At 69.3% G+C, this 22,351-nt stretch carries 19 protein-coding genes; 5 read left to right on the top strand and 14 right to left on the bottom strand.

Translation table 11 applies throughout. The features are described from left to right. Positions 1–46 precede the first annotated feature (46 nt). The 8 genes from holA to QWJ39_RS10665 all read right to left on the bottom strand — a co-directional run bounded on the left by holA (position 47) and on the right by QWJ39_RS10665 (position 12,141). On the bottom strand, positions 47–1,060 hold the full coding sequence (holA, locus tag QWJ39_RS10700; RefSeq protein ID WP_290257773.1) for a DNA polymerase III subunit delta: 1,014 nt from the start codon (positions 1,058–1,060) through the stop codon (positions 47–49). Next, complete coding sequence (locus QWJ39_RS10695; RefSeq protein WP_290257772.1) at positions 994–2,700, bottom strand: ComEC/Rec2 family competence protein; 1,707 nt, start codon at positions 2,698–2,700, stop codon at positions 994–996. The genes holA and QWJ39_RS10695 overlap by 67 nt, the downstream gene beginning before the upstream one ends. A 331-nt stretch (positions 2,701–3,031) precedes the next feature. Further along, positions 3,032–3,700 carry a helix-hairpin-helix domain-containing protein gene (locus tag QWJ39_RS10690; RefSeq protein ID WP_290257771.1) on the bottom strand — a complete coding sequence of 223 codons (669 nt, stop codon included), beginning with the start codon at positions 3,698–3,700 and terminating at the stop codon, positions 3,032–3,034. A gap of 238 nt (positions 3,701–3,938) precedes the next feature. After that, complete coding sequence (locus QWJ39_RS10685; RefSeq protein WP_290257770.1) at positions 3,939–4,985, bottom strand: DegV family protein; 1,047 nt, start codon at positions 4,983–4,985, stop codon at positions 3,939–3,941. Between the two features lie 73 nt (positions 4,986–5,058). After that, a complete protein-coding gene (leuS, locus tag QWJ39_RS10680; protein WP_290257769.1) occupies positions 5,059–7,587 on the bottom strand; it encodes a leucine--tRNA ligase in 2,529 nt (842 codons plus the stop codon). Between the two features lie 358 nt (positions 7,588–7,945). Beyond that, positions 7,946–9,460, bottom strand: coding sequence for a glycerol kinase GlpK (gene glpK, locus QWJ39_RS10675; protein WP_290257768.1), 1,515 nt, complete (start codon positions 9,458–9,460; stop codon positions 7,946–7,948). A gap of 60 nt (positions 9,461–9,520) precedes the next feature. After that, positions 9,521–10,273 (bottom strand): MIP/aquaporin family protein, encoded by a 753-nt coding sequence (locus QWJ39_RS10670; RefSeq protein ID WP_290257767.1) that lies wholly within the window; start codon positions 10,271–10,273, stop codon positions 9,521–9,523. A 158-nt stretch (positions 10,274–10,431) separates the two neighbouring features. Further along, entirely contained in the window at positions 10,432–12,141 is a 1,710-nt protein-coding gene (locus tag QWJ39_RS10665) for a glycerol-3-phosphate dehydrogenase/oxidase (protein ID WP_290257894.1), read from the bottom strand. Positions 12,142–12,318: 177 nt separating this feature from the next. Here QWJ39_RS10665 and QWJ39_RS10660 point away from each other — a divergent pair, with 177 nt between their 5' ends. From QWJ39_RS10660 to QWJ39_RS10645, 4 genes are read left to right on the top strand one after another with little or no spacing between them, the layout of a single operon-like run. Then, a complete protein-coding gene (locus tag QWJ39_RS10660; RefSeq protein ID WP_290257766.1) occupies positions 12,319–13,281 on the top strand; it encodes a sugar-binding domain-containing protein in 963 nt (320 codons plus the stop codon). 48 nt (positions 13,282–13,329) lie between these two features. Continuing rightward, on the top strand, positions 13,330–14,199 hold the full coding sequence (locus QWJ39_RS10655) for an aldo/keto reductase (protein WP_290257765.1): 870 nt from the start codon (positions 13,330–13,332) through the stop codon (positions 14,197–14,199). Between the two features lie 53 nt (positions 14,200–14,252). Next, on the top strand, positions 14,253–15,173 hold the full coding sequence (locus tag QWJ39_RS10650; RefSeq protein WP_290257764.1) for an alpha/beta hydrolase: 921 nt from the start codon (positions 14,253–14,255) through the stop codon (positions 15,171–15,173). After that, positions 15,170–16,261 carry a glycosyltransferase family 1 protein gene (locus QWJ39_RS10645; RefSeq protein WP_290257763.1) on the top strand — a complete coding sequence of 364 codons (1,092 nt, stop codon included), beginning with the start codon at positions 15,170–15,172 and terminating at the stop codon, positions 16,259–16,261. The genes QWJ39_RS10650 and QWJ39_RS10645 overlap by 4 nt, the downstream gene beginning before the upstream one ends. A 36-nt stretch (positions 16,262–16,297) precedes the next feature. On the opposite strand, the gene QWJ39_RS10640 is transcribed toward QWJ39_RS10645, so the two are convergent. From QWJ39_RS10640 to QWJ39_RS10625, 4 genes are all read right to left on the bottom strand, one after another. After that, positions 16,298–16,732 (bottom strand): DUF2975 domain-containing protein, encoded by a 435-nt coding sequence (locus tag QWJ39_RS10640; protein WP_290257762.1) that lies wholly within the window; start codon positions 16,730–16,732, stop codon positions 16,298–16,300. A 275-nt stretch (positions 16,733–17,007) separates the two neighbouring features. Next, the gene (locus QWJ39_RS10635; protein ID WP_290257761.1) at positions 17,008–17,619 is read right to left on the bottom strand and encodes a GrpB family protein; all 612 of its coding nucleotides are present in this window, start codon (positions 17,617–17,619) and stop codon (positions 17,008–17,010) included. Between the two features lie 61 nt (positions 17,620–17,680). Beyond that, the gene (locus QWJ39_RS10630) at positions 17,681–18,178 is read right to left on the bottom strand and encodes a GNAT family N-acetyltransferase (protein ID WP_290257760.1); all 498 of its coding nucleotides are present in this window, start codon (positions 18,176–18,178) and stop codon (positions 17,681–17,683) included. Positions 18,179–18,332: 154 nt separating this feature from the next. Next, positions 18,333–18,752, bottom strand: a complete 420-nt coding sequence (locus tag QWJ39_RS10625) for a hypothetical protein (protein ID WP_290257759.1) — start codon at positions 18,750–18,752, stop codon at positions 18,333–18,335. 133 nt (positions 18,753–18,885) lie between these two features. Between QWJ39_RS10625 and QWJ39_RS10620 the strand changes: the two genes are divergently transcribed. Next, entirely contained in the window at positions 18,886–19,509 is a 624-nt protein-coding gene (locus QWJ39_RS10620; RefSeq protein WP_290257758.1) for a hypothetical protein, read from the top strand. Positions 19,510–19,531: 22 nt separating this feature from the next. On the opposite strand, the gene QWJ39_RS10615 is transcribed toward QWJ39_RS10620, so the two are convergent. Continuing rightward, positions 19,532–20,056 (bottom strand): NUDIX domain-containing protein, encoded by a 525-nt coding sequence (locus tag QWJ39_RS10615; RefSeq protein ID WP_290257757.1) that lies wholly within the window; start codon positions 20,054–20,056, stop codon positions 19,532–19,534. Then, positions 20,057–22,291, bottom strand: coding sequence for a primosomal protein N' (locus QWJ39_RS10610; RefSeq protein WP_290257756.1), 2,235 nt, complete (start codon positions 22,289–22,291; stop codon positions 20,057–20,059). Positions 22,292–22,351 lie beyond the last annotated feature (60 nt).

Here is a 22,351-nt window from a genome sequence, read left to right as displayed (position 1 = left end):
GGGCTGCCGTCCCGGGTTCCCGACGCAGCTACGTGCGGCCAGCCCCCTAGCGGCGGACGGAGCCGGCGATGACCGTGACGGCGTGTTCGACGGCGTAGACCGGGTCCCGGGACAGGCCCTTGACCTGTGCGTCCGCCTCGGCGGTGACCTGGATGGAGCGCACCAGCCCCTCCGGGGTCCACCGGCGGACGTCCCGCTGAGCCTGCTCGACCAGCCAGGGCTGCATGCCGAGTTGCTTGGCGATCTGGGCCGACGAGCCCTGAGCCCCGGCGACCTTGGCCAGGGACCGGAGCTTGGCCGCCAGCGCGGCGACGATCGGCACCGGGTCGGCACCGGTATCCAGCGCATGGCGCAGAGTGGAGAGCGCGAGCGGGGCGTTGCCGGCCATGGCGGCGTCGGCGACCTTGAACCCGGAGGCCTCGACCCGGCCGCCGTAGTAACGGTCCACCATATCGGCGTCGACGGCGGTGGTGGCGTCGGCAATCAGCTGGCTGCAGGCGGCGGCCAGCTCGGCCAGGCTCGCCCCGACGGCGTTGATCAGGGACTGGACGGCGTCGGGTTCGATCCGTCGCGAGGCGGCCTTGAACTCTGTCATGACGAAGGAAATCTTCTCGGCGTCCTTCTTCAGCGGCTGGCAGTCGACCACCGGCCAGCCGCCGGCCTTGATGGCGTCCAGCAGCTTCTTGCCGCGGACTCCGCCGCCGTGCCTCATCACCATGACCGCGTCGGGTTCGGGCTGAGCCAAATACTTCAGGGCGTCGGCCAGGAACGCGTCGTTCATCGATTCCAGCGCCTCGACCTCGATCAGCTTCTGCTCACCGAAGAGGGACGGACTGACGTTCATGGCCAGCGCGCCGGGCTCGTAGGCGGCGGCGCTCATCCGGGTCACCTCGACGTCGGGGGCTGCCGCACGGACCAGTTGCCGCAGCCGGTCCATGGCGCGGGACGCCAGGTAATCCTCGGGGCCGCCCACCAGCACCACGGGAGCAGGCGTCACGTCCCGCCAGGAGGCGGTGTTCGTGGCCGCGGCCTTGGTGCGTGGGTTTTGGGCAGCAGCCACTGGTGATTCCTCCGGAGGTTTGGTGTGCAGACTCTAAGCGTCCCACGGCGTCGGCGGACCGCCAAGCCGCGGGGAGCCCAGTCACGTCCGTCCGGCAGCAGGGCCAGTACCCGCACCGTCCGTCCGTGCATCGCGAGCATGAGAAGCCAGGCCCGCACCGGGTGGCAGAGCAGCCAGGCGGCGCCAAAGGTGAGCAGGGACAGCAGCGCCATCGTGGCGGCACCGACTCCGCCCTCGGGCCATGGCAGCGCGGCTCCCGGGAGCCCGGCGAAGAAGCGGGCGACGGCCCCGACCCCGGCTGCGAAGATCCCGGCAAGAGCCATCGGCACGGACGCGAGTGCCGGTGACACCGCGAGCAGCGGTACGGCGGCCGTGCCCAGCAGCGTCACCGGTGCCACCAGGACGGCGGCAGCGAGGTTCGCCGCGAGGGCATACGTCGAAAAACTCGGCTGTAGGAGGACGATTACCGGGCCGCAGAACAACTGGGCGGCGAACGGCACGGCGACACCCGCGGCTACGGCGCGGGGCACCGGGGACGGAAACCACGCCATCACGGGCCGCCCGGCTGCGATGACGCCGAGGGTCGCGAGGACCGACAGCAGGAACCCGAAGTCATCCGCCAGCCCGGGGTCCATCAGGAGCAGCCCGATCACCGCCGTGCACAACGGGCTCAGCGCCTGCCCGGACCGCCCCGCCGCGACCGCTGCCAGCCCGACGGCACCCATGCAGGCGGCGCGCAGGACACTCGCATCCGGGCCCACGAGCGCCACGAACAGTGCCAGCCCGGCCAGCGCCAGCCCCGCGGCAACGGGACGGGGAAGCCGCAGGCTCCGCGCCCCGAGGAGGAGCGCTCCGAGCACCAGGCTGCAGTTGGCCCCGCTCACGGCGGTCAAGTGGGTCATGCCGACGGCCTTCATCGCCGCGGCCACTCCGGGGTCCAGGGCGGAGGTGTCGCCCGTGACCATGCCGGGAAGCAGTCCGCGGGCGTCCCCGGGCAGTGTCCGGGCCGCGGCCGTGTAGCGGGCGCGCAGCCCGGACAGCGCCGCCTCCAGATCACCCCCGGTGCCGTCCGTCCCGGCTAGCAGAACCGGGGACGTGGTGGCGGAGAGCGTCCCGGCCTCGGTGCGCCCGGCCTCGGCGGCTTTGAGCTTCCCGGTGGCGCGAATGTGCTGGCCTTGTTCCACACCGGCCCAGTCCTCCCCGCCGAGGACCGTCAGCGGGGTGGCCGTCCCGATGCGCTGGCCATCGTGGATGAGGGTGCGGAGGGTCGCCTCGACGGACCATCGCGCGGGGGCGCCGCGGCCCGGCGGTGCGGCGAGTCGTTCCGGAGCGGCGGTGATGTCCAGTTCTGCCACGACGGACGCGCGGGCGGCGAAGGCTTCAGCCACGGCACCCTGCTGCCGTTCGGTGGCGGCGGCGCCGGCATGCGATCCGGCCCCGGCGGCGAGGGCGAGTCCCACGGCCAGGGTCGCCCTTGCGCTTCGCCGGGCGTGGCCTTTCCCGCCCCGTTCGGCCGTCCGTTTCCGCATCAGCAGGAAGACGATGCCCGCGAGGAACACGGCGCAGATCAGTGCCTGATCGAGCGGCCGAATCCACGCGCCGGCCAGGGAGCTGGCCCAGACCAGCAATGCGGCCGGCACGAGGCGCAGGTCGCTCCGCCGCCGGGCTCCGCGGTCGGGCGGACCGTTCCGCGGGGCAGACACGTGACTCGACGGCCGGGTGTTCGACGCCCATGGGAGCCGGCCGGACAGCGTCTTCCCGAGGTGCGCCTCCAGCCGCCCCCTGATGCTGGCCGCCCGCAAGGACCGTGCCTGCCCGTCCGACTTCTTCCGCGTGCGCCTGTCCGTCAGCGCGGCTGAAGTGTCCGGCGACTTCGGCCGGTGCGCCAGGCTGGTGACCGCGGCGTCCCGATAGGCCTGCCAAGGACGTTGCTGGTGCCCGTGCGCCGGTTGCCGGTTTTCGAGTGGCATGTCAGACCCGCACCAGCGGCAGCAGGGCCTCGAGGAGTTTTGGGCCGACGCCGTCCACGGCGTCGAGCTCCTCGACCCGGGTGAAGCGGCCGTGTTGTTTGCGCCAGTCCACAATGCGCTGGGCGAGCACCGGGCCCACCCGCGGCAGTGTGGCGAGCTCCTCCGCGTCGGCGGTGTTGAGGTTGACCTTGGCGGTCCCGTTCCCTGAAGCCCCGGACCCGCTTCCGCTGCCGCCACCTGTCCCGCCGGACCCGACGGAGGACCCGCCTCCCTCCCCCGACGCCCCGCCCTGCGAATCCTGCGCCTCGGGGCTGCCCCGTTCGGGCACGACGATTTTTTGGCCGTCCTCCACGGCCGCGGCCAGGTTCAGCCGGTCCAAGTCCGCGGTGGGTGTGGCCCCGCCGGCGGCGGCGATTGCCTCATGGAGCCGACTGCCCGCCGGCAGTGTGAGCACCCCCGGCCGGATGACGGCGCCCGTGACGTGCACGACGACCCGCTCGGCCGGAGCGGCGGGTGCAGTCTCCACGGCCGCGGCAGTTGTTGACGTCTCACTCAGGGGCACGACCTGCGGAGCGGAGCCGGCGGCCCGCCACCAGAACCAGCCGCCGAGCAGCACCGCAACCACGGCAAGCAGGACGGCGGCCCCGCGGGCCGTACGCCAGCGCACCACGGGCGGCGCATACTCCGGCATCCCGTCGTCCGGCCGGGCGTCAGGGGACGAATCGAGGGGATTCAGCAGGGGCGCGTCGTCTGCGGACCCCTCCGCAGACGTGTTTCCGGACGGCCCTAGGCTGGCGGCCCAACGATGCCGGGCCGCGACGGGCCCCGGAAGGGTCAAAGTCGGGGAACGGCGCGGCATGCGTCCACGCTAGGTGCCAGCGCAACTCTGCCGACAGGCGCCGGCGGGCCTATGTGGACAGCTGGCCCTGCTGAGAACCGGCCGGCGGACCGCTCGGGGCGGAGGACGCCGCCGGGGATGGTACCGGGGTACTGCTCTCCCCCACCACCACGGCCAGCACCCCCAGCCCTGCGTGGGCCGCGAGGACGGCCGGCAGCGAACTGATCTGTGCGGGCGGGCAGCCGGGCAACCGGTCCGCCAGCCGGGCTGCCAGCTGTTCGGCCTCGGCAGGGTTCCCGAAGTGGTGCACGGCGATCCGCGCTTCACCGGCGGGCCGGGACAGGGCGTCGTCGGCCGCGATTTCCTCCAGCCGCGCCACCGCCCGGGCCGCGGACCGGACGCGTTCCAGCGGGACGATCCTGCCGTCCTCAACCGCCAGGATCGGCTTGATCGAGAGCATGGTTCCCCAGAGGGACGCGGCCGCTCCGATCCGTCCCCCGCGGCGCAGCTGCTCCAGGCTGGGGACGTAGAAATACACCTTGGTCCGGGCCAGGCGGGCCTCGGCGAAGCCGCGCACAGCCGCGGCGTCCAGCCCGTCGGCCGCGGCCACGACGGCGCTCTGCACGCCCATTCCCTCGGCCATGCCGGCGGTGCGGGAATCCAGCACCTCCACCGGAATGTCCACCCGCGCGGCCGCCAGCCGGGCCGAGTCCGCGGTGCCCGAGAGCTCGGCGGAGAGATGGATGGACAGCACGGCTTCGAACCCGCGGGCGGCGGCCTCGCGGTAGGCGCGTTCGAACTGACCCGGCGACGGACGCGAGGTGCGGACCGCCACACCCCCGGCCAGCGCCACGGCGATGGTTTCGGCGATGTCGTCCTCGCCCTCACCATAGATTTCCTCGCCCACCATGACGGGCATGGGCACCACGGTCAGGCGCCCGTCGGAGGTAAAGTCGCGCACCCAGTCGGCGGGGAGGGCCGCTGCGGAATCGGTCACCACCGCGGTCCGGACAACGGGGACCACGGCCAGTTCGGCGGCATCCGGCCGGGTGGCGCGGCGCAGCCGCAACAAGCGTTCCCGCAGCCAGGGCCAGCCCGGCGGCTCACGGTCAGGCACGAAACACCCCCTGGAATGTGGACCGGCCGCCGGCGAAAGCGCCGACGGCCGGTGACTGCATAGCTCGGTCCGGCTAGGCCGGAACGATGTTGACCAGTTTGGGGGCCCGCACGATCACGGTGCGGATCCCCCGGCCGTCCATGGCGCGCTGGGCGTTCTCCGAGGCCAGCGCCAGTTCGCGCAACTCATCCTCGGAGATCTCCGGAGAGACCTCCAGCCGGTCGCGGACCTTGCCCTGCACCTGGACCACGGCGGTGACCGTGTCCTGGACCAGCAGGGCCGGGTCGTGGGCCGGCCAGCCGGCGTTGGCAACTGATGCCGGGTGGCCCAGGACGTTCCACAGGTCTTCGGCCGTGTACGGGGCGAAGAGGCTGAGGATCACCGCGACAGCCTCGACGGCCTCACGGACGGCGGGATCCGCACCGCCCGCACCTGCATCTATCGTCTTGCGGGTGGCATTGACCAGCTCCATCAGCTTCGCCACGACGACGTTGAACTTGTTCGCGTCCAGCAGCGCCTGGGCGTCGGCGATGGTGCGGTGCGTGACGGCACGCAGCGCCCGGTCACCGGCGGCGAAGTCGACGCCGGGCTCGCTGGTGACGTCCTGGCCGAGCCGCCAGGCGCGGGCCAGGAACTTCGCGGAGCCCGACGGCGAGACATCCGCCCAGTCGACGTCGTCCTCCGGCGGGGAGGCGAAGATCATGGTCAGGCGGACGGCATCGACGCCGTACTTGTCCAGCTGTTCGCCCAGGTCCACGCCGTTGCCGAGGGACTTGCTCATGGCCTTGCCGCCGTTGAGGACCTGGCCCTGGTTCAGCAGCGCCCGGAAGGGCTCGTCGGCCTCGATCAGGCCCATGTCGTGGATGACCTTGGTGAAGAAGCGGGCGTAGAGCAGGTGCAGGATGGCGTGCTCGACGCCGCCCACGTACTGGCCCACGGGCATCCAGTCGTTGATCTTCGCGGGATCGAAGGGGCCCTCGGTGTACTGCGGCGAAACGAACCGCAGGAAGTACCAGGAGGAGTCCACGAAGGTGTCCATGGTGTCCGTGTCGCGCTTTGCCGGGCCGTGGCAGGAGGGGCAGTCCACGTTGACCCAGGCCTCGGCGGCGGCCAGCGGGGAGGTGCCCTTCGGGGACAGGTCCTCGCCGCGGAGGTCATCGGGCAGAGTGACCGGCAGCTGGTCGTCCGGGACCGGGACCTCGCCGCAGTCGGGGCAGTGAATGATCGGGATGGGGGCGCCCCAGAACCGCTGACGGCTCAGCAGCCAGTCACGCAGGCGGAAGTTCACGAACTTCTCGCCGGTTCCCAGCTTCTCCAGGATGGTGATGGCGGCGGGAATGGCCTCGGCCTTGGGCAGGCCGTTCAGCTCGCCGGAGTTGATCAGGGTGCCCTCGCCGGCGGTGGCGGTGCCGGAGACGGCGGGGTCCTCCTCGCCGGTGTCCAGGACGGCCCGGACCGGCAGGTCGAAGGTCTTCGCGAAGTCCAGGTCGCGCTGGTCGTGGGCGGGCACGGCCATGATGGCGCCGGTGCCGTAGTCGGCCAGCACGTAATCGGCAGCCCAGACCGGCAGCTTCTCCCCGGTCAGCGGGTTGATGGCGTAGCGGCCGGTGAAAACACCGGTCTTTTCGCGTTCGGTGGACTGGCGTTCGATCTCGGAGAGGGCCTTGACCTGCTCGCGGTAGGCGTCCAGGGCCGCGGCGTGTTCCTCGGTGACCAGTTCGACGGCGATCGGCGCGTCTGCGGCGACCACGAAGAACGTCGCACCATACAGGGTGTCCGGGCGCGTGGTGAACACGGTGACGTCCTTGGCGGGCTTGCCGCCGTCGGCCTCGACGACGAAGGTGACGTGGGCGCCCTCGGAGCGGCCGATCCAGTTCTTCTGCATGGCCAGGACCCGCTCGGGCCAGTGGCCGCGCAGTTCCTCCATGTCGTCCAGCAGCCGGTCCGCGTAGTCGGTGATCTTGAAGTACCACTGGTTCAGGGACTTCTTGGTCACGGCGGTGCCGCAGCGTTCACAGGCGCCGTTGACCACCTGTTCGTTGGCCAGCACGGTCTGGTCCTTGGGGCACCAGTTCACCGGGGAGTTCTTGCGGTACGCCAGGCCGCGCTCGTAGAAGCGCTTGAACAGCCACTGGGTCCAGCGGTAGTACTCCGGGTCGGAGGTGTGCAGCCGGCGGGACCAGTCGGCGGAGATCGCGTACCGCTTGAAGGACGCGGCCTGGGTGTCGATGTTGGCGTAGGTCCACTCGCTGGGGTGGGCGTTGCGCTTAATGGCGGCGTTCTCGGCGGGCAGGCCGAAGGAGTCCCAGCCGATCGGGTGCAGCACGTCGAAGCCCTGCTGGCGCAGGTAGCGGGCGACGACGTCGCCCATCGCGAAGGCTTCGGCGTGGCCCATGTGCAGGTCGCCGGAGGGGTAGGGGAACATGTCCAGCACGTAGCGGCGTTCCTTGGAGCCGTCGTCGAGCGGAGTGAAGACCTTGAGGTCCTCCCAGACCTGCGGCCACTTCGCCTCCATGGCGGCGAAATTGTAGGTCCCCTCCTCGGGGGCGGCACCTGCGACGGCTGCTGCTGTTCCGGTCTCTGTCTCCGGCTGAACGCTCACTGCTGGCCTCTTCTATTCTTTTCGATCTTGTCCGATCAGGACGGGTCGCGCCTGATCCTTCGGTCCCCTGCTCCGGGCCCGCACTTCGTCCCGGACACACAAAAGCCCCTCACACGGAGGGGCTGCCGCTCGACAATCCGGAAGGTCTAACCGGGATGCCGGGCGGCTAGCTAAGCAGGAGGATCGCACGCATACGACTACTTTAGCGCACCCGCACCCCGCCCCACCCGAGCCACGTCGATTCGAGCGGCTGAAGTACGGGCAGACAAAAAGGGGCCGGTGACTCCCCGCCATGGTGTGGTGGGCACCGCGAAGCGGGCGGGCGGGAGTCACCGGCCCCTTTTTGGGGCTCGGAAGGCTACTTCACGTCCTCGTCGACCCAGTCCATGGACTTGGTGACGGCCTTCTTCCAGAGGCGCATCTGGCGGTCGCGCTCGGCGTCGTCCATCTGCGGCTCCCAGCGCTTGTCCTCGGACCAGTTGGCCGAGCACTCGCCCAGGTCCTTCCAGAAGCCGACGGCGAGGCCGGCCGCGTAGGCTGCGCCCAGCGACGTGGTCTCGACGACCTTCGGTCGGATCACCGGCACGCCGAGGATGTCGGCCTGGAACTGCATCAGCGCGTCGTTGGCGACCATGCCGCCGTCGACCTTGAGCTCGCTCAGCGGCACGCCGGAGTCGGCGTTGACGGCGTCGAGCACCTCGCGGGTCTGGAAGGCGGTGGCCTCCAGGGCGGCCCGGGCGATGTGGTTCTTGTTCACGTACCGGGTCAGGCCGACGATCGCGCCGCGGGCGTCGGAGCGCCAGTACGGAGCAAAGAGGCCGGAGAACGCCGGGACGATGTAGACCCCGCCGTTGTCCTCAACCGCGGCAGCCAGGGTCTCGACCTCGGGGGCGCTGCTGATCATGCCCAGGTTGTCGCGCAGCCACTGGACCAGCGAACCGGTCACGGCGATCGAGCCTTCCAGGGCGTAGTGCGGCTTGGCGTCGCCGAGCTTGTAGCCCACGGTGGTCAGCAGGCCGTTCTTGGAGTGGACGATCTCCTCACCGGTGTTGAAGATGAGGAAGCAGCCGGTGCCGTAGGTGTTCTTGGCCTCGCCGGCGTCGAACGCCGCCTGGCCGAACGTGGCGGCCTGCTGGTCGCCCAGGATGCCGGCGACCGGTACCTCGCGCAGCAGCTGGGAGGTGTGGACCGTGCCGTAGACCTCGGAGGAGGACTTGATGGCGGGCATCATGGACGCCGGGACGCCGAAAGCATCCAGGATTTCCTGGTCCCAGGAGAGGGTCTCGAGGTCCATGAACATGGTCCGGGAGGCGTTGGTGACGTCGGTGACGTGCACGCCGCCGTCGGTGCCGCCGGTGAGGTTCCAGAGCACCCAGCTGTCGGTGTTGCCGAAGACCAGGTCACCGGCTTCGGCCTTGGCACGGGCGCCGTCGACGTTGTCCAGGATCCACTTGATCTTGGTACCGGAGAAGTAGGTCGCCAGCGGCAGGCCCACCTTCTGCTTGAACCGGTCCGGGCCGCCGTCCTTGGCGAGCTCGTCCACGATCGACTGGGTGCGGGTGTCCTGCCAGACGATCGCGTTGTAGACCGCCTTGCCGGTGGTCTTGTCCCAGACGACGGCGGTTTCGCGCTGGTTGGTGATGCCGACGGCGGCGATGTCGTGGCGGGTCAGGTTGGCCTTGGAGAGGGCGGAGGCGATGACCTCGCGGGTGTTGTTCCAGATCTCCGCGGGGTCGTGTTCCACCCAGCCGGCCTGCGGGAAGATCTGCTCGTGCTCCATCTGGCCGGTGGAGACGATGTTGCCGCTGTGGTCGAACACGATGGCGCGGGTGCTGGTGGTTCCCTGGTCAATGGCGATTACGTACTGGTTCACGTTGACGTCCTTGTCTGTATTGCCTGGCGGTTGAAGGTAATGCGTACGGGGGTGTTCGGGTTAGGAAGCGGCAGCGGTGGCGATGATTGGCACGATGGCCGCCACGATGCCGGCGAGGCCGCCGCCGACCAGCGGACCCACGACCGGGATCCAGGAGTAGCTCCAGTCCGAGGAGCCCTTGCCCTTGATCGGGAGCAGCGCGTGGGCGATGCGGGGGCCGAGGTCACGGGCGGGGTTGATGGCGTAGCCGGTGGGGCCGCCGAGGGAGACACCGATGCCGACCACCAGGAGGGCGACGGCCAGCGGGCCGAGGCCAGAGGGGGTTCCGCCGAAGGTCAGGATAACGAAGACCAGGACGAAGGTGCCGATGATCTCGGTGATCAGGTTCCACGGGGTGGAGCGGATGGCGGGGCCGGTGGAGAATACGCCCAGCTTGCTGGCGGGTTCGGGTTCGGCGTCGAAGTGCTGCTTGTGGGCCAGCCACATGACGACGGCACCCAGGAAGGCGCCGAGCAGTTCGCCGCCGAAGTAGGTCAGGGTTGAGCCGAAGTCGACGGCGACGCCGGGCGCGTACTCCTTCTTGCCGTTGAGCAGCAGTCCGAAGGTCACGGCCGGGTTCAGGTGCGCGCCGGACTTGACGGCCACGAAGACACCGGCGAAGACGGCAATGCCCCAGCCCCAGGTGACCATCAGGAACCCGCCGTTGTTGCCCTTGGTGCCTTTGAGCGCGACGTTGGCCACAACGCCGCAACCCAGCAGGGTCAGCATTGCGGTACCGAATACTTCGGACAGGAAAACTATTCCAAGAGACATCTTTGACTCCTCTATTTTCTGTTGTCGTCCCTCGCGGGTGGAGGGGACGTGTGGCCGGCAGCGGTTTCACGGTGCCGGCCGGCAACTGCCTTCGGACCCGTCGGGCCCTGGTGGCAGCCTGAGCGGCCGGGGGAAAAGTGCCCCCGGCCGCTCAAGTGTTAGGCAACCAGGCTGTGGACCTGGACGCCGTGGAAGCGTTCCAGCACCTCCTGGGCGTGGGTGATTTCGGCGCTGCGGGTGGCGGCGTCCCAGCCCAGCGGGCCGGACAGGACATCGGCTACCTCGTTGAGCAGTTCGCCGGTGACCAGGCCACGGAACGCCAGCGAGGTGCGGCGGATCAGCACGTCGATCAGGTGGCCGATCTGCTCGTTGCGCGCCATGAACTCCAGCTCGCGGACGCTCAGCTCACGGGTGGAGCGCAGCATCCGGTCCTCACCGGCGTCGAGGAACTCCATGACTGCCTCGGCGCGGGTGCCGTAGCGGGTGAGCAGGCCGGCGGTCCGGTCCGCGTCGCGGCCGGAGGCCATGTGGGCCTTGATCCAGCGCTGCACGCCTTCCTCGGAGTCGGGGAAGCCGGCGCCGCCGCCGATCGCCATCTTGGCGGTGGAGACCTTGCGGCTGCGTCCCAGTTCGGCCAGCACGTCGTTGCTGAGGTGTTCGGCGAGGGCGCGGAACGTGGTCCACTTGCCGCCGACCAGGCTCAGCACCACCGGGCTGCCGTTGCCGCCGCGGCGTTCGATGCGGTAGTCGCGGCTGACGAAGCCGGGCTGGGTTTCGTCGTGGCGCGGCAGGGGGCGGACGCCGGAGAAGGTGTAGACGATCTGCTCGCGGCTGACCGGCAGGTCCGGGAAGACGTGGCCGATCAGGTCGAAGAAGTAGTCGATCTCGGCGTCGGTGCAGACGGCGTCCTCGGCCATGTCGGCGTCGATGTCGGTGGTGCCGACCAGGACGCGGTCACCCATCGGGTAGATCAGCACGATGCGGCCGTCGGTGTGCTCGAAGAAGATCTCGCGGCCCTGGCAGGCTTCGAGCAGTTCCGGGTGGTCCAGCACGATGTGCGAGCCCTTGGTGCCGCCCATGAATTTCGACGCGGCGCCCATGGCCTCGTTGGTGAGGTCCACCCAGGCACCGGTGGTGTTGACCACGACGTCGGCCGTGAAGTCGAAGACCTCGCCGGTCAGTTCGTCACGGAGCTGCACGGAACCGGACTTGCCGTCGGCCGCCGTGCCCATCGAGACCAGGGAGAGGTAGTTGCTGGCGCGGGCGCCGTTGCCGCCAGCCTCACCGGCCTTCTCGCCGTCCTGGAGAACGTCCAGGGTGAGGCGCTCCGGGTTGTGCACGGAGGCGTCGAAGTAGGTCGCGGCGTACTTGATGCCGGGGTGGAGGCGGGGCAGCTCGGCCAATGCGTTCTTCCGGCCGCGGAACTGGTGCCTGGGCACGGTGCCGCCGTCTCGGGAGAAGAAGTCGTACATGGTCAGGCCGGCCTTGATCAGGAAGGCGCCGCGCTCGGTGTGCTTGCCCTGCTTGTGGGTCAGGAACCGCAGCGGTGCGGCGAGGATGCCGGAGAAGGTGCTGAAGATCGGGATGGTGGTCTGCAGCGGTTTGACGTAGTGCGGGGCGATCCGCAGCAGGCGGTTGCGTTCGACCACGGACTCCTGCACCAGGCGGAACTCGCCGTTTTCTAGGTAGCGGATGCCGCCGTGGATCATGTGCGAGGAGGCGCCGCTGGCCCCCTGGCAGAAGTCGCCGCGCTCGACGAGAGCGACGTCGACGCCCTGGAGCGCCAGGTCCCGGAACGTCCCGACTCCGTTGATGCCCCCGCCGATGATGAGTACCTGCGCGTGCGGACGGTCCCGCAATTGCTGCACCGATGTGCGCTGCTGACCGGGGGCCGGATGACCGGAACTGACCTTGTTTCCCAACACTGCTCCTTGGGGCTTGACGCTGCGCGGCGCGCCTCAGGCACGACGCCGTTCATGACTATTCTTTGGAGTAATGGAAAATGGAGTCAAGCACTATGCACAAACGTGCAGAAGGGAGCAGCAATGTCGCCGACGCGCCAGTCGGACGCCCTCCGGGCGGCCCAGTTGTACTACCTCCAGGACCTGACCATGGACGCGATCGCACGGGAGCTGCGGACCTCGCGTTCGACCGTCTCGCGGTTGCTCTCCGCTGCCCGGGAATCGGGCCTGGTGCAGATCCAAATCCGCAGCCCGCTGGACACCGGCCCCGAGCTCGCCAGCCGGATCAAGGCCGAATACAAGGTGGACGTCCACGTGGTTCCGGTGGTGGACACCCTGAACGAGGCGGAAACCCTTGACCGGGTGGCCATGCAGGCCGCGCGGACCATCGGCCCGCTGGTTGATTCGAACGCGATCATCGGCGTCGCGTGGGGATCCACGCTGAGTGCGGTCAGCCGACACCTGACCCGAAAGATTACGCACGACAGCATCATCGTCCAGCTCAACGGCGCCGGAAACATGCAGACCACCGGCATCACCTACGCCTCGGACATCATGCGCCGCTTCGGCAGCGCCTACGGCGCGCGCGTGGAACAGTTCCCGGTGCCCGCGTTCTTCGACCACGCCGCCACCAAGCAAGCCATGTGGAATGAGCGCAGCGTGCAGCGCATCCTTCAGCTGCAGGCGCGGATGAGCATCGCCATTTTCGGTGTCGGATCGGTCGACGCCGACTACCCCAGCCACGTCTACGCGGGCGGCTACCTCGACGAGGACGACCTCAGCGTCCTGGCCGGGTCCGACGTCGTGGGCGACGTAGCGACCGTGTTCTTCCGCGCGGACGGCTCCTCCGACGGCATCACCCTGAACGAACGCTCCACCGGGCCGGACCTGGCGCAGCTCCGGCAGGTCCGGCGGCGGATCTGCGTGGTCTCCGGCGCCTCCAAGATCAACGGACTGCGCGGCGCCCTGGCCGCGGGCCTCGCCACGGACCTGATCCTGGACGAGGCCAGTGCCCGGCGGCTGGTAAGCACCGAGGGGCTCGGCTAAGGCGGACGGAACGCCGGAGAGGCCGGGGTACTAGGTAGAGTCGTTGATATGAGAATGACGCCGCGGGTGACGCTGAACAACGGTGTGCTGATGGACCGCCTGGGCTACGGGCTGTATAAGGTGCCGCCGGCCGATGCCGCCGGGCTGGTGACCATGGCACTGGAGGCCGGCTACCGGCACTTCGACACCGCCGCGATGTACGGCAACGAGACCGGCGTCGGCAAGGCTATTGGTGCGCTGGCAGCGTTCGACGGCGCCACCGGCGGCTCCGGGGAGCGGCACCCCCGGCTGACGCGTGAGGACCTCTTCGTCACCACCAAGCTATGGAATGACGACCAGGGCTACGACGCGACGCTGCGGGCCTTCGACACCTCGATGGCCAAGCTGGGCCTCGAGTACCTCGACCTTTACCTGATCCACTGGCCCTGCCCCGGGCGCGGTCTCTACACGGACAGCTACCGGGCGCTGGAGACCCTCTACCGGGAGGGACGGGTCCGCGCGATCGGCGTGTCCAACTTCCAGCCGGCGCACCTTGACCGGCTGTTGCAGGACGCAGAGGTGGTCCCCGCCGTGAACCAGATCGAGCTGCACCCGTGGCTGCAGCAGGCCGAACTGCGCGAACTTCACTCCTCCCTGGGAATCGTGACGGAAGCCTGGAGCCCGCTGGGCCGCGGCCAGGTCCTCGAGGACCCGGTGGTGACGGAGATCGCCGCCGCCCACCGCCGCTCCCCCGCGCAGGTCATCATCCGGTGGCACCTGCAACTGGGCAATGTGGTCATCCCGAAGGCCAGCTCCTACGCCCGGATCCACGAAAACCACGACGTCTTCGGGTTCGAGCTGACGACGGCGGACCTGGACGCCCTGGCCGGTCTGGACCGCGGCTTCCGCACCGGGTCCAACCCGGACAACGTCAACTGACGCCCCGCCGCCCGCACCCCACCACAGGCCCCCCACCACAACGAATGGAACACGTGGCGACCCAACCCCCTCCCCCGCAACCGCTCCTCAGCGCCGCCCTGCAGACCCGCGCCGCCGCCTCCACCGTGGACCTCAACGGCACCCGGGTGGCGTACTGGACGTATGAACCCGAGCAGGAGACCCCGGACACCCGCACCATCCTGGTGATCCACGGCTTTCGCGGCGACCACCACGGCCTGCTCCGGGTGGCGGACCAGCTCCCCGAGATGCGCCTGGTCATGCCCGACCTGCCGGGCTTCGGTGTCTCCGGTGCCCTTGCCGCCGGTGCGCACAGCGTGGAGGGCTACGGGCGGTTCGTGGCCGACTTCATGGCCGCCCTGGGGCTGGGACCGGACACGGTGCTGCTGGGCCACTCGTTCGGCTCGATCATCACCAGCCACTTCGTCGCCCATCACCCGGACGCGGTGTCCGAACTGATCCTCATCAACCCGATCGCGGCGCCGGCCCTGGAGGGCCCGAAGGGGCTGATGACCAAGGCCGCGGTGCTCTACTACGAGGCCGCGGCCCGGCTCCCCCGCCGGCTGGGCAACGCCCTGCTGCGCAACCAGCTGATCGTGCGTGTGATGAGCGAGACCATGGCCAAGACCAGGGACAAGCGCCTGCGGCAATTCGTCCACGCCCAGCACACCGCCTACTTCTCCGCCTTCGCGGACCGGGACAGCCTGCTGGAGGCCTTCAAGGCCTCGGTGGGAAACAACGTGGCTGAGGTCGCCGAGCGTCTGACGCTGCCGGTGCTGCTGATCGCCGGGGAGAAGGACGAGATCGCCGCCCTGCCGGACCAGCACAAACTGCTCCCCCGCCTTCCCGACGGCACCCTGGACGTCATCCCCGGCGTCGGACACCTGATCCACTATGAGACCCCGGAACCCGCCGCCGGTTTCATCCGCCGCTTCCTGAAGGACCACGCCGCGTGAAAATTCTCATCGACGCCCGCTTCACCCGGCTGGACCACCACGACGGCATCAGCCGCTACGGTTCCAGCCTGATCGCGGCCGCCGCCAAGGTGGCCGACGTGTCCATGCTGATCAGCGACACCCGCCAGCTCGCGCTGCTGCCGGACGTGCCCTACACGCTGATCAACAGCCCGCTGTCCCCGGCCGAGCTGTTCGTCGCCCGGAAGATCAACACGCTGGGGGCCGACGTCGTCGTCTGCCCGATGCAGACCATGGGCAGCTGGGGGCGGAAGTACGCGCTAATCCTGACCCTCCACGACCTGATCTATTACGAGCACCCGGCTCCCCCCGGCTTCCTGCCGGCGCCCGTTCGGGTGCTGTGGAGGCTGTACCACAAGGCGTTCTGGCCGCAGCGGGTGCTGCTCAACCGGGCCGATGTCGTGGCCACCATCAGCGCCACCACCGAGGCGCTGATGGCCAAGTACCGGCTGACCAGGCGCCCGGTGCGGATCGTCGGGAACGCACCCCAGCCGGGGCTGACCCCTCGTGATCCCGGCGCCGGGGCCGAGAAGACGCTGCTTTACATGGGCTCGTTCATGCCCTACAAAAACGTTGAGACAATGGTCCGCGGCATGGCGGAGCTGCCGGAGATGACGCTCCACCTGCTGAGCCGGATTACGCCCGAGCGCCGTGCCGAGCTGGAGGCTCTGATTCCCGCGGGCGCCAATGTGGTGTTCCACAACGGGGTCACGGATGCGGAGTACGAAGCCCTGCTGGCCCGGACCACCGCGCTGGTAAGCCTGTCCAAGGCAGAGGGCTACGGGCTGCCGCTGGTGGAGGCGATGTCTCATGGGACGCCGGTGATCGCCAGCGACATCCCAATTTTCCGCGAGGTGGGTTCCGACGTGGTCAGCTACGTGGATCCATCCTCGCCGGCCGACTTCGCGGCCGCCGTCCGCGATCTGGAGGATCCGGCGCTGTGGAAGGACCGGTCCGTGCGGTCCGTGCGCCGGGCCGCGGAGTTCAGCTGGGACGAATCTGCCCGCCGGCTCCTCACCGCGGCCGAGGAAGCGGTGGCGCTGAGGAAGCAGGGCCGACGACGGCGGTAGGGCCTCGGTTGTTGGCGTTGCCGGGCGCGGGCAGATCTAGCGGCGGATCGCTACGCGAAGTGACGGACCGCTTGCCAGGAACAGAGCCAATGCCGCGGCAGCGATCAGGCTGATAAGTCCGCTCGCGATGAGTCCTAGCATCAGCCCGGGAGGGGTGAAGCCTGCTTCATTCAGCCGGGTGAAGGCCAATCCATCGAGGACTACGAAGGCCAGCAGGCAGCCGATGACTCCGAAGACCCATCGGCGCGTCGACGCCTCTGCTTGCGGCGTGCGAGGAAGGTGGACGAGCCGCAACCCTCCCACGGCTACAGCCTGCCAGCAGGCGATGGCGCAAACACCCCAGACAAGGGCGGGGGCGGCGAGCGGAACTGCTTCCGGAAAGAGGGCAACGGCCCTCGCCACCGCCGCCGGCAAGAGCCATACCTGAACCAGCACCGACGCTCCGAATATTGCCGAGAGTCCGACTGTCACGGCCACCGTAGTGCCGGGACGCCGGCCGCCGTCGTCCAGTTCACTCGTCCGCATCGATGTCACCGCCCTTAAACTTCTCCCGGTCACCCGCATCAGCGCGGATAAAGTTCACGTATATGGCTGATTCCGGCGCTCCGGGAGCGAACCGAAGCCGACTGCGTTGCTCTCCGAAGTGTGAGCGACTCTACGCCCGCCGTCGCTGGGTGTCATGACCACATTCTTGCACGAGGGCGGCGCAACGGAGACGAGCGTACCGATCGAGCAGGAGCCTGCGCTTATGAGTCCAGCAGTCCCGTGGCAACGAAAGCCCGGTGGTAGATCTCCCTCATGACCTTTTGTTTGCGTGCGTTGTACTGCATCGAATGCTCGCCCGAGGAAAAGGCCTCCGCTGCCGCTTGTTGTTTGGCTGCCGCGTAGAGATCACGTTCATCGGGATTGGCGCGCAGCCAGTCGCGGAAGATCCGGTGCTTCACTGTTTCTGGGCTGTCGTAACCGAAAACGTGCAGATGGCAGGCGGGCTCACCGTGCCAAAGTACTCGATGACCAAACCACCAAGGTTCCCGGATGCGCAGCTCGAAACCATCATCCAGGAGGGCCGGGACGTACGCCCGCTCATTATTGGGGTCCGCAACTACAAGATCGATGTCGATAATGGCCTTTGCCGGGAGCATTGGAACAGCGGTTGAACCGACGTGCTCCAGTTCCAGGACGCGCCAGCCCAGCGCCCGTCGGACTCGGTCCTCAAGGTGGCGGAACTGGTCGGGCCAGATCGCCTTCGACTCGACGACATCGACGTCAGGCGAAGGGCCGGCGTCGCCCACATAGGGCGACTGTCCCTCGGGGACGGGGGGATCGTGGAAAGTAACGATGTCATGGGTGGAGGGCATCCGGCCATTATTGCGCGGCCCCGATTCCGCGGGATGGACCGAGACCGATCATGTTGTGCGTTTAGCGGACCATGCGGGCATCGGTAATTTTCGGCGCGCCCGGATCTTGCTGCTCCACGCCGTCGAACTCGAAGCCGTTGCGACGGTAGAAGGCCACCGCACGTGGATTGTCCTTCGCGACCCACAGCATGGTCGGAGCGTTTCCTGCGGTGGTGTCAAGCAGTGCCTGTCCCACCCCAGTGCCGTGATGGGCCGCGGCCACATAGAGGCAGAACAACTGGCGGTCGCGGGGCAGTTCCTCGTCTTCGGGGCCGAAGCTGGGTCCGGTCATCGCAAAACCCAGGATCTGCTCTTGCTCGTCCTCGGCGATCCGGACACACCGATCCCCGCCGGGGTTTCCGAGAATGTGTTCCCACATCCGGTGGCGCCCCTGGACATGCCGTTCCGTAAAGAAGTCCTCAGGAAGCAGATGCGAGTACGTCTCCCGCCAGGTGTGAACGTGCAGTTCGGCGACGTTAGCCGCGTCGGAGAGGGCGGGTTGGCGCAGAGAGAACGACATCTCCACATGATGCCAGAGCCGCCTTGCCACGATACGACGAGCGGAAGGACGTATGGAGGCCGTGTCGCGTCGGGGGCGGCCCATGAGATTGTGGCGCGCACGTCCGGACCCTGCCGTCGAGCAGGGACATCACAGCACCCATCCCACCGATTTACTACGACGGTGGCACCCGCACCGGCGTGAAACGAAACGGTCCGCCGCAGGTCGGACCGTAGGGGTGCTCACCCGTCGACTCGCTCTCGATCTTCAGTTCCTTCGCGCCACCGACGCCGGAGGAATCGACGGCCCTCACAACGATGGAAGTCACGGCCGTCCCCGGCGCCAGGTACGGCGCGGATTGAGGCACCAGCCACCGTCCGTCCGCACTCCGGCTGACCGGGGCCGGAGTGCAGCCGCTCCCGAAGCAGGCCGCGACGGACGGGGGCTCCTGCGGAAACGTCAGTTCCACGTCCCCGGTGTAGACGTAACCAATCGCCGGGCAAGCGGTGTTGGACCCTCCACGGACAAACACCACGACGGCGACCACGACGGCCAACGTTCCCAGCACGATGAGCAAGATCCCCCGGGTCCTCATGCGGTGAGCCTACTGCCTCCATCGATTGACCGGCGTGACGCGGCCTACGGCGGGTTCATGGGATAGGTTTCATTCATCCGGGCAGGCGCCCGTGCATGGAGGGGGACCATTGCGCACATCGAAGGAGGAGCCGGTGAGCGGCCACGTATCCGGCCGCGACGTTGGCGTGGCGCGCCCGGCAGCGACCTACAGGTCTGCATCGGCCCGGCCCGTGGCCGCCGGTGTGTGGGTCTGCGCGACGACAGCGCTTACCTGGTTGGTTGCCGCCGGCGACCTTCACACCGTTAGCAGTGCCGCCCCCTGGCTGGCACTGGCGTCATGGTTTGTCTATATCTCGCAGTGGCGCCCGTGCCTGCGCGTCGACACCACGGGGTTCGACGTGATCAACGGTGTACGCGATCACCGGATACCGTTCACGGCAGTGACCGACATCGAAGTCAGGTTCACCACGGTCATCTACGCGGCCGGCAGGAAGTATGTGAGCTGGGGTGCCCCGACGCCGCCGTCGGCGTTCGGTGCGGGCTTCGGACGGGAGGTCGAACTGAAGAGCCGCCCCTTCACTGTGCTCCCCAGCAACGAACGGCTCAGCCAGCCGGAGACCCGGACCGGACGGGATGACATCGTGGCGGCGTGGCAGCTGGCCCGGTCCGCGCACGGCACCGCCCAATACGGGTCTGCCGCCTCAACGTGGAGTGTTCCCGTCATCGTGGCCGGGCTGCTCTCCATGGGCGCGGTCATCGCCTCAGCGTTCCTCTGAGAACAGCAGCCGAGCCGTCTGCCTAAAGGGGTCGCTGTTCGCGGCGCTTCCGTTCCGCAAATCCCGAGATCACCTGTGCGTCGTTGGCGTGGTAAGTCCTCCAAGCGCTGCCGACGTCAACCCACAGGGCGGGTTGGTCCGCCTCGGGAACGAGGCGGGCCGTCCCAGGGCTGGCGACCGTCCAGTACGAGAGGTTCAACGTCGGCGGCAAGTCGTCCCGGTAGGACCGGACAGCAGCGAACACCGGAGCCGCGGCGACCTCCAGGACGAGCCCGGTCTCCTCGGCCAGCTCCCGTACGGCGCCCTCACGCGGGGTCTCCCCCGGTTCCACCTTCCCGCCTGGCGGTACCAGCCCTCGCCAGGGATGATCCACCACGAGGATGCTCAGGTAGTCGGGCGAAAAAACCCACACATCTGCTGCCAGGGGGCGCTGCTCCACCATCCAGACGCTTCGGAACCAACTCTCCGCCCCGTCCTCGACAGTCTCGGCATCGGCCAGATCGTTCAACGCCGCGGCAACGGCTTCCGGACCATGGATGGGCGCCATCTACAGCACGTCCACGCCGTCGAGCCGGACCTGCACCGGGTCGTCGCTTCGCTTGGCCGCGGCGGCCGCCTTCACGGCCCGTAGCGCCTTAGTCACTTCGGCTGCCTGGGCGTACGGAATGAACAGCAGCGTCCGGACGTCTTCGCCGCGGGACGCGCCGCCGGCCTGGGCACCCGGCCCACCCGTACCCGGCCCACCGGTGCCTGACACACCGGCACCCGGCACGCCCGGCGCCGGAAACCCGGAGCCGGGAAGCGGCGCCGGTCCGGCGGTCCGCAGCGTGATAACCCGCGACGCCAGGCCGGCCTCGACGGCGGAGGTGAAATGCCCGACCGCCGTCCTTGGTCCGGTCAGGGACGCGACCCGCACCGCCGGGGGCAGCGACAGTTCCTGCCGGAGTCCGAGTTCCCGGCCGGCATAACCGGCGGGATCCCACCGCAGCAACGCACCCACGCCCGCGGCGTCGTCGGCGGTGATCACCACCAGGCCGCCATCGGCGGCGGGCCGGACCAGGGCGGCGGCATTGAACCAGCGGCGCACGGCGTCCTCCCCCGCCCTAAGGTTCTCGCGGCGCAACAGGGAATCGCCGTCCAGCAGTAGCGCGGCGGCGTATCCGCCCGACGCCACGGGCTCGGCTCCCACGGTGGCCACCACGAGGGCCTTGGTGTCCGGGACGGTGGCCAGGACCCGGTCACCGGACGAGTTCACCACGGGCTTGCCGGGGAACGCGCGACCCAGTTCCTCCGCGGTCCGGAGCGCCCCGGTGGCGCCCCGGCGGAGCTGAGTGCCGTTGCAGGTGGCACACCGCCAATGACCCGCCGCGGTGGAGCACCAGCGGCAGACCGGGACGGCGCCGCTGCCGGCGGGGCCGTTGATGGCCAGCGGACCGTTGCAGGCGGTACAGCGGGCCGGTTCGCGGCAGCGCTCACACGCCAGCGACGGCGCATACCCGGCGCGGGCCACCTGAACCAGCACCGGGCCGCGCTCCAGGCCCTCCTTCGCCGCACGCCATGCAGCGCCGGGCAGCCTGGCGATCCGGGCCAGCGGGTCGCGCTCCTGCTCGAAGCTGTCCGCGGTATTCACCACCCGCGGCACGGTCCGGCGCACCACGGTGCGGTCCGCTTCGACGGGAAGCGCCCAGCCGGACTCCACCAGCCGCTGGGTCTCCGTGCTACGGGCGTGCCCGGCGAGCAGGCAGGCCGCTCCTTCGTGCACCGCCCGCAGCAGGAGCACCTCACGGGCATGGGCATACGGCGCCCGTTGTTCGATGTGCAGGTCGTCCCCGTCGTCCCAGCAGACCACCAGTCCGAGGCGGTGCAGCGGGGCGTAGGCGGCGGACCGCGTCCCGACCACGACGCCTGCCGCCCCGCTGAGCACCCGCAGGAAGTTCCGGTAGCGCGGGGTGGGCCCGTCGTCGGCGGTCAGCCGCGCCACGTCGGCGGCGGGCAGCAGCTCCAAGAGCGCCGCCTCCACCCGGTCCAGGTCCCGGTAGTCGGGAACGACGACGACGGCGCCCCGGCCCGAGCGGCGCACGGCCGCGACGGCTTCGGCGATCAGCCGGGGCCACGCCGCGGGGCCGAAGCCTTGCAGCGCCGAGAGCACCGCACGGGGCGACTCCCCCGCGCCAAGGTGCTGCAGGAACGCACCGCCGTTGCGGTAGGCGGACCAGCCCGAGGGCGGCGGAACTGCCGCCGGGGCCGCCTTGTCCGGCTGGGGGTCCGCGGTCCCGTCGTCCCCCGGTTCGGGTTCGGTAAACACGGACGGGTCCAGGTCACCGCCTGGGGCGAATTCCTTCTCCAGCCTCGCCATCCGCGGCGGCACGGCAACGCGCAGGACGTCACTGACGGTGCCGGCGTAGCGGGCCGCAACGCGCTCCGCCAGCGCTGCCACCCCGGGAGTCAGCACGGGCACCGGGGAAACCACCTTGTGCAGCGGCACCAGCGCATGCCCGGCATCGGAGGCGGCTACGCGTTCCAGCAGGAAGCCGCCAAGCTCCTGCCCGCCAAACTTGACCTTCACCCGCACGCCGGGCCGGGCCGCCGCGTCCAGGTCGGCGGGCACGCTGTAGTCAAAGGGCCGGTCCAGGTGCGGCAGGAAGCTCTCCAACTGCACCCGTGCCACGGGAAGTTCGGCGGCCAGGGCGGGACCCGCCGCGGCGGCGGAGGCCGGGAAGCCCTGCAGGAGGGAGAGCTGGAAGGGTTCCTCCGGCGCGGCGGCGCGGCGTGACTCGCTCACGGGTCTCTCCTTTCCCAGGTGCTTCGGGCCGGCACAACGGCATTCAAAAGGCTGCGGGCC

It is taken from the genome of Arthrobacter sp. YD4 (assembly GCF_030410515.1).
In the GTDB taxonomy this organism is placed as follows: domain Bacteria; phylum Actinomycetota; class Actinomycetes; order Actinomycetales; family Micrococcaceae; genus Arthrobacter.
The sequence above is the reverse complement of the archived record's forward strand: the minus strand, read 5'-3'. Positions and strand labels throughout refer to the sequence as shown.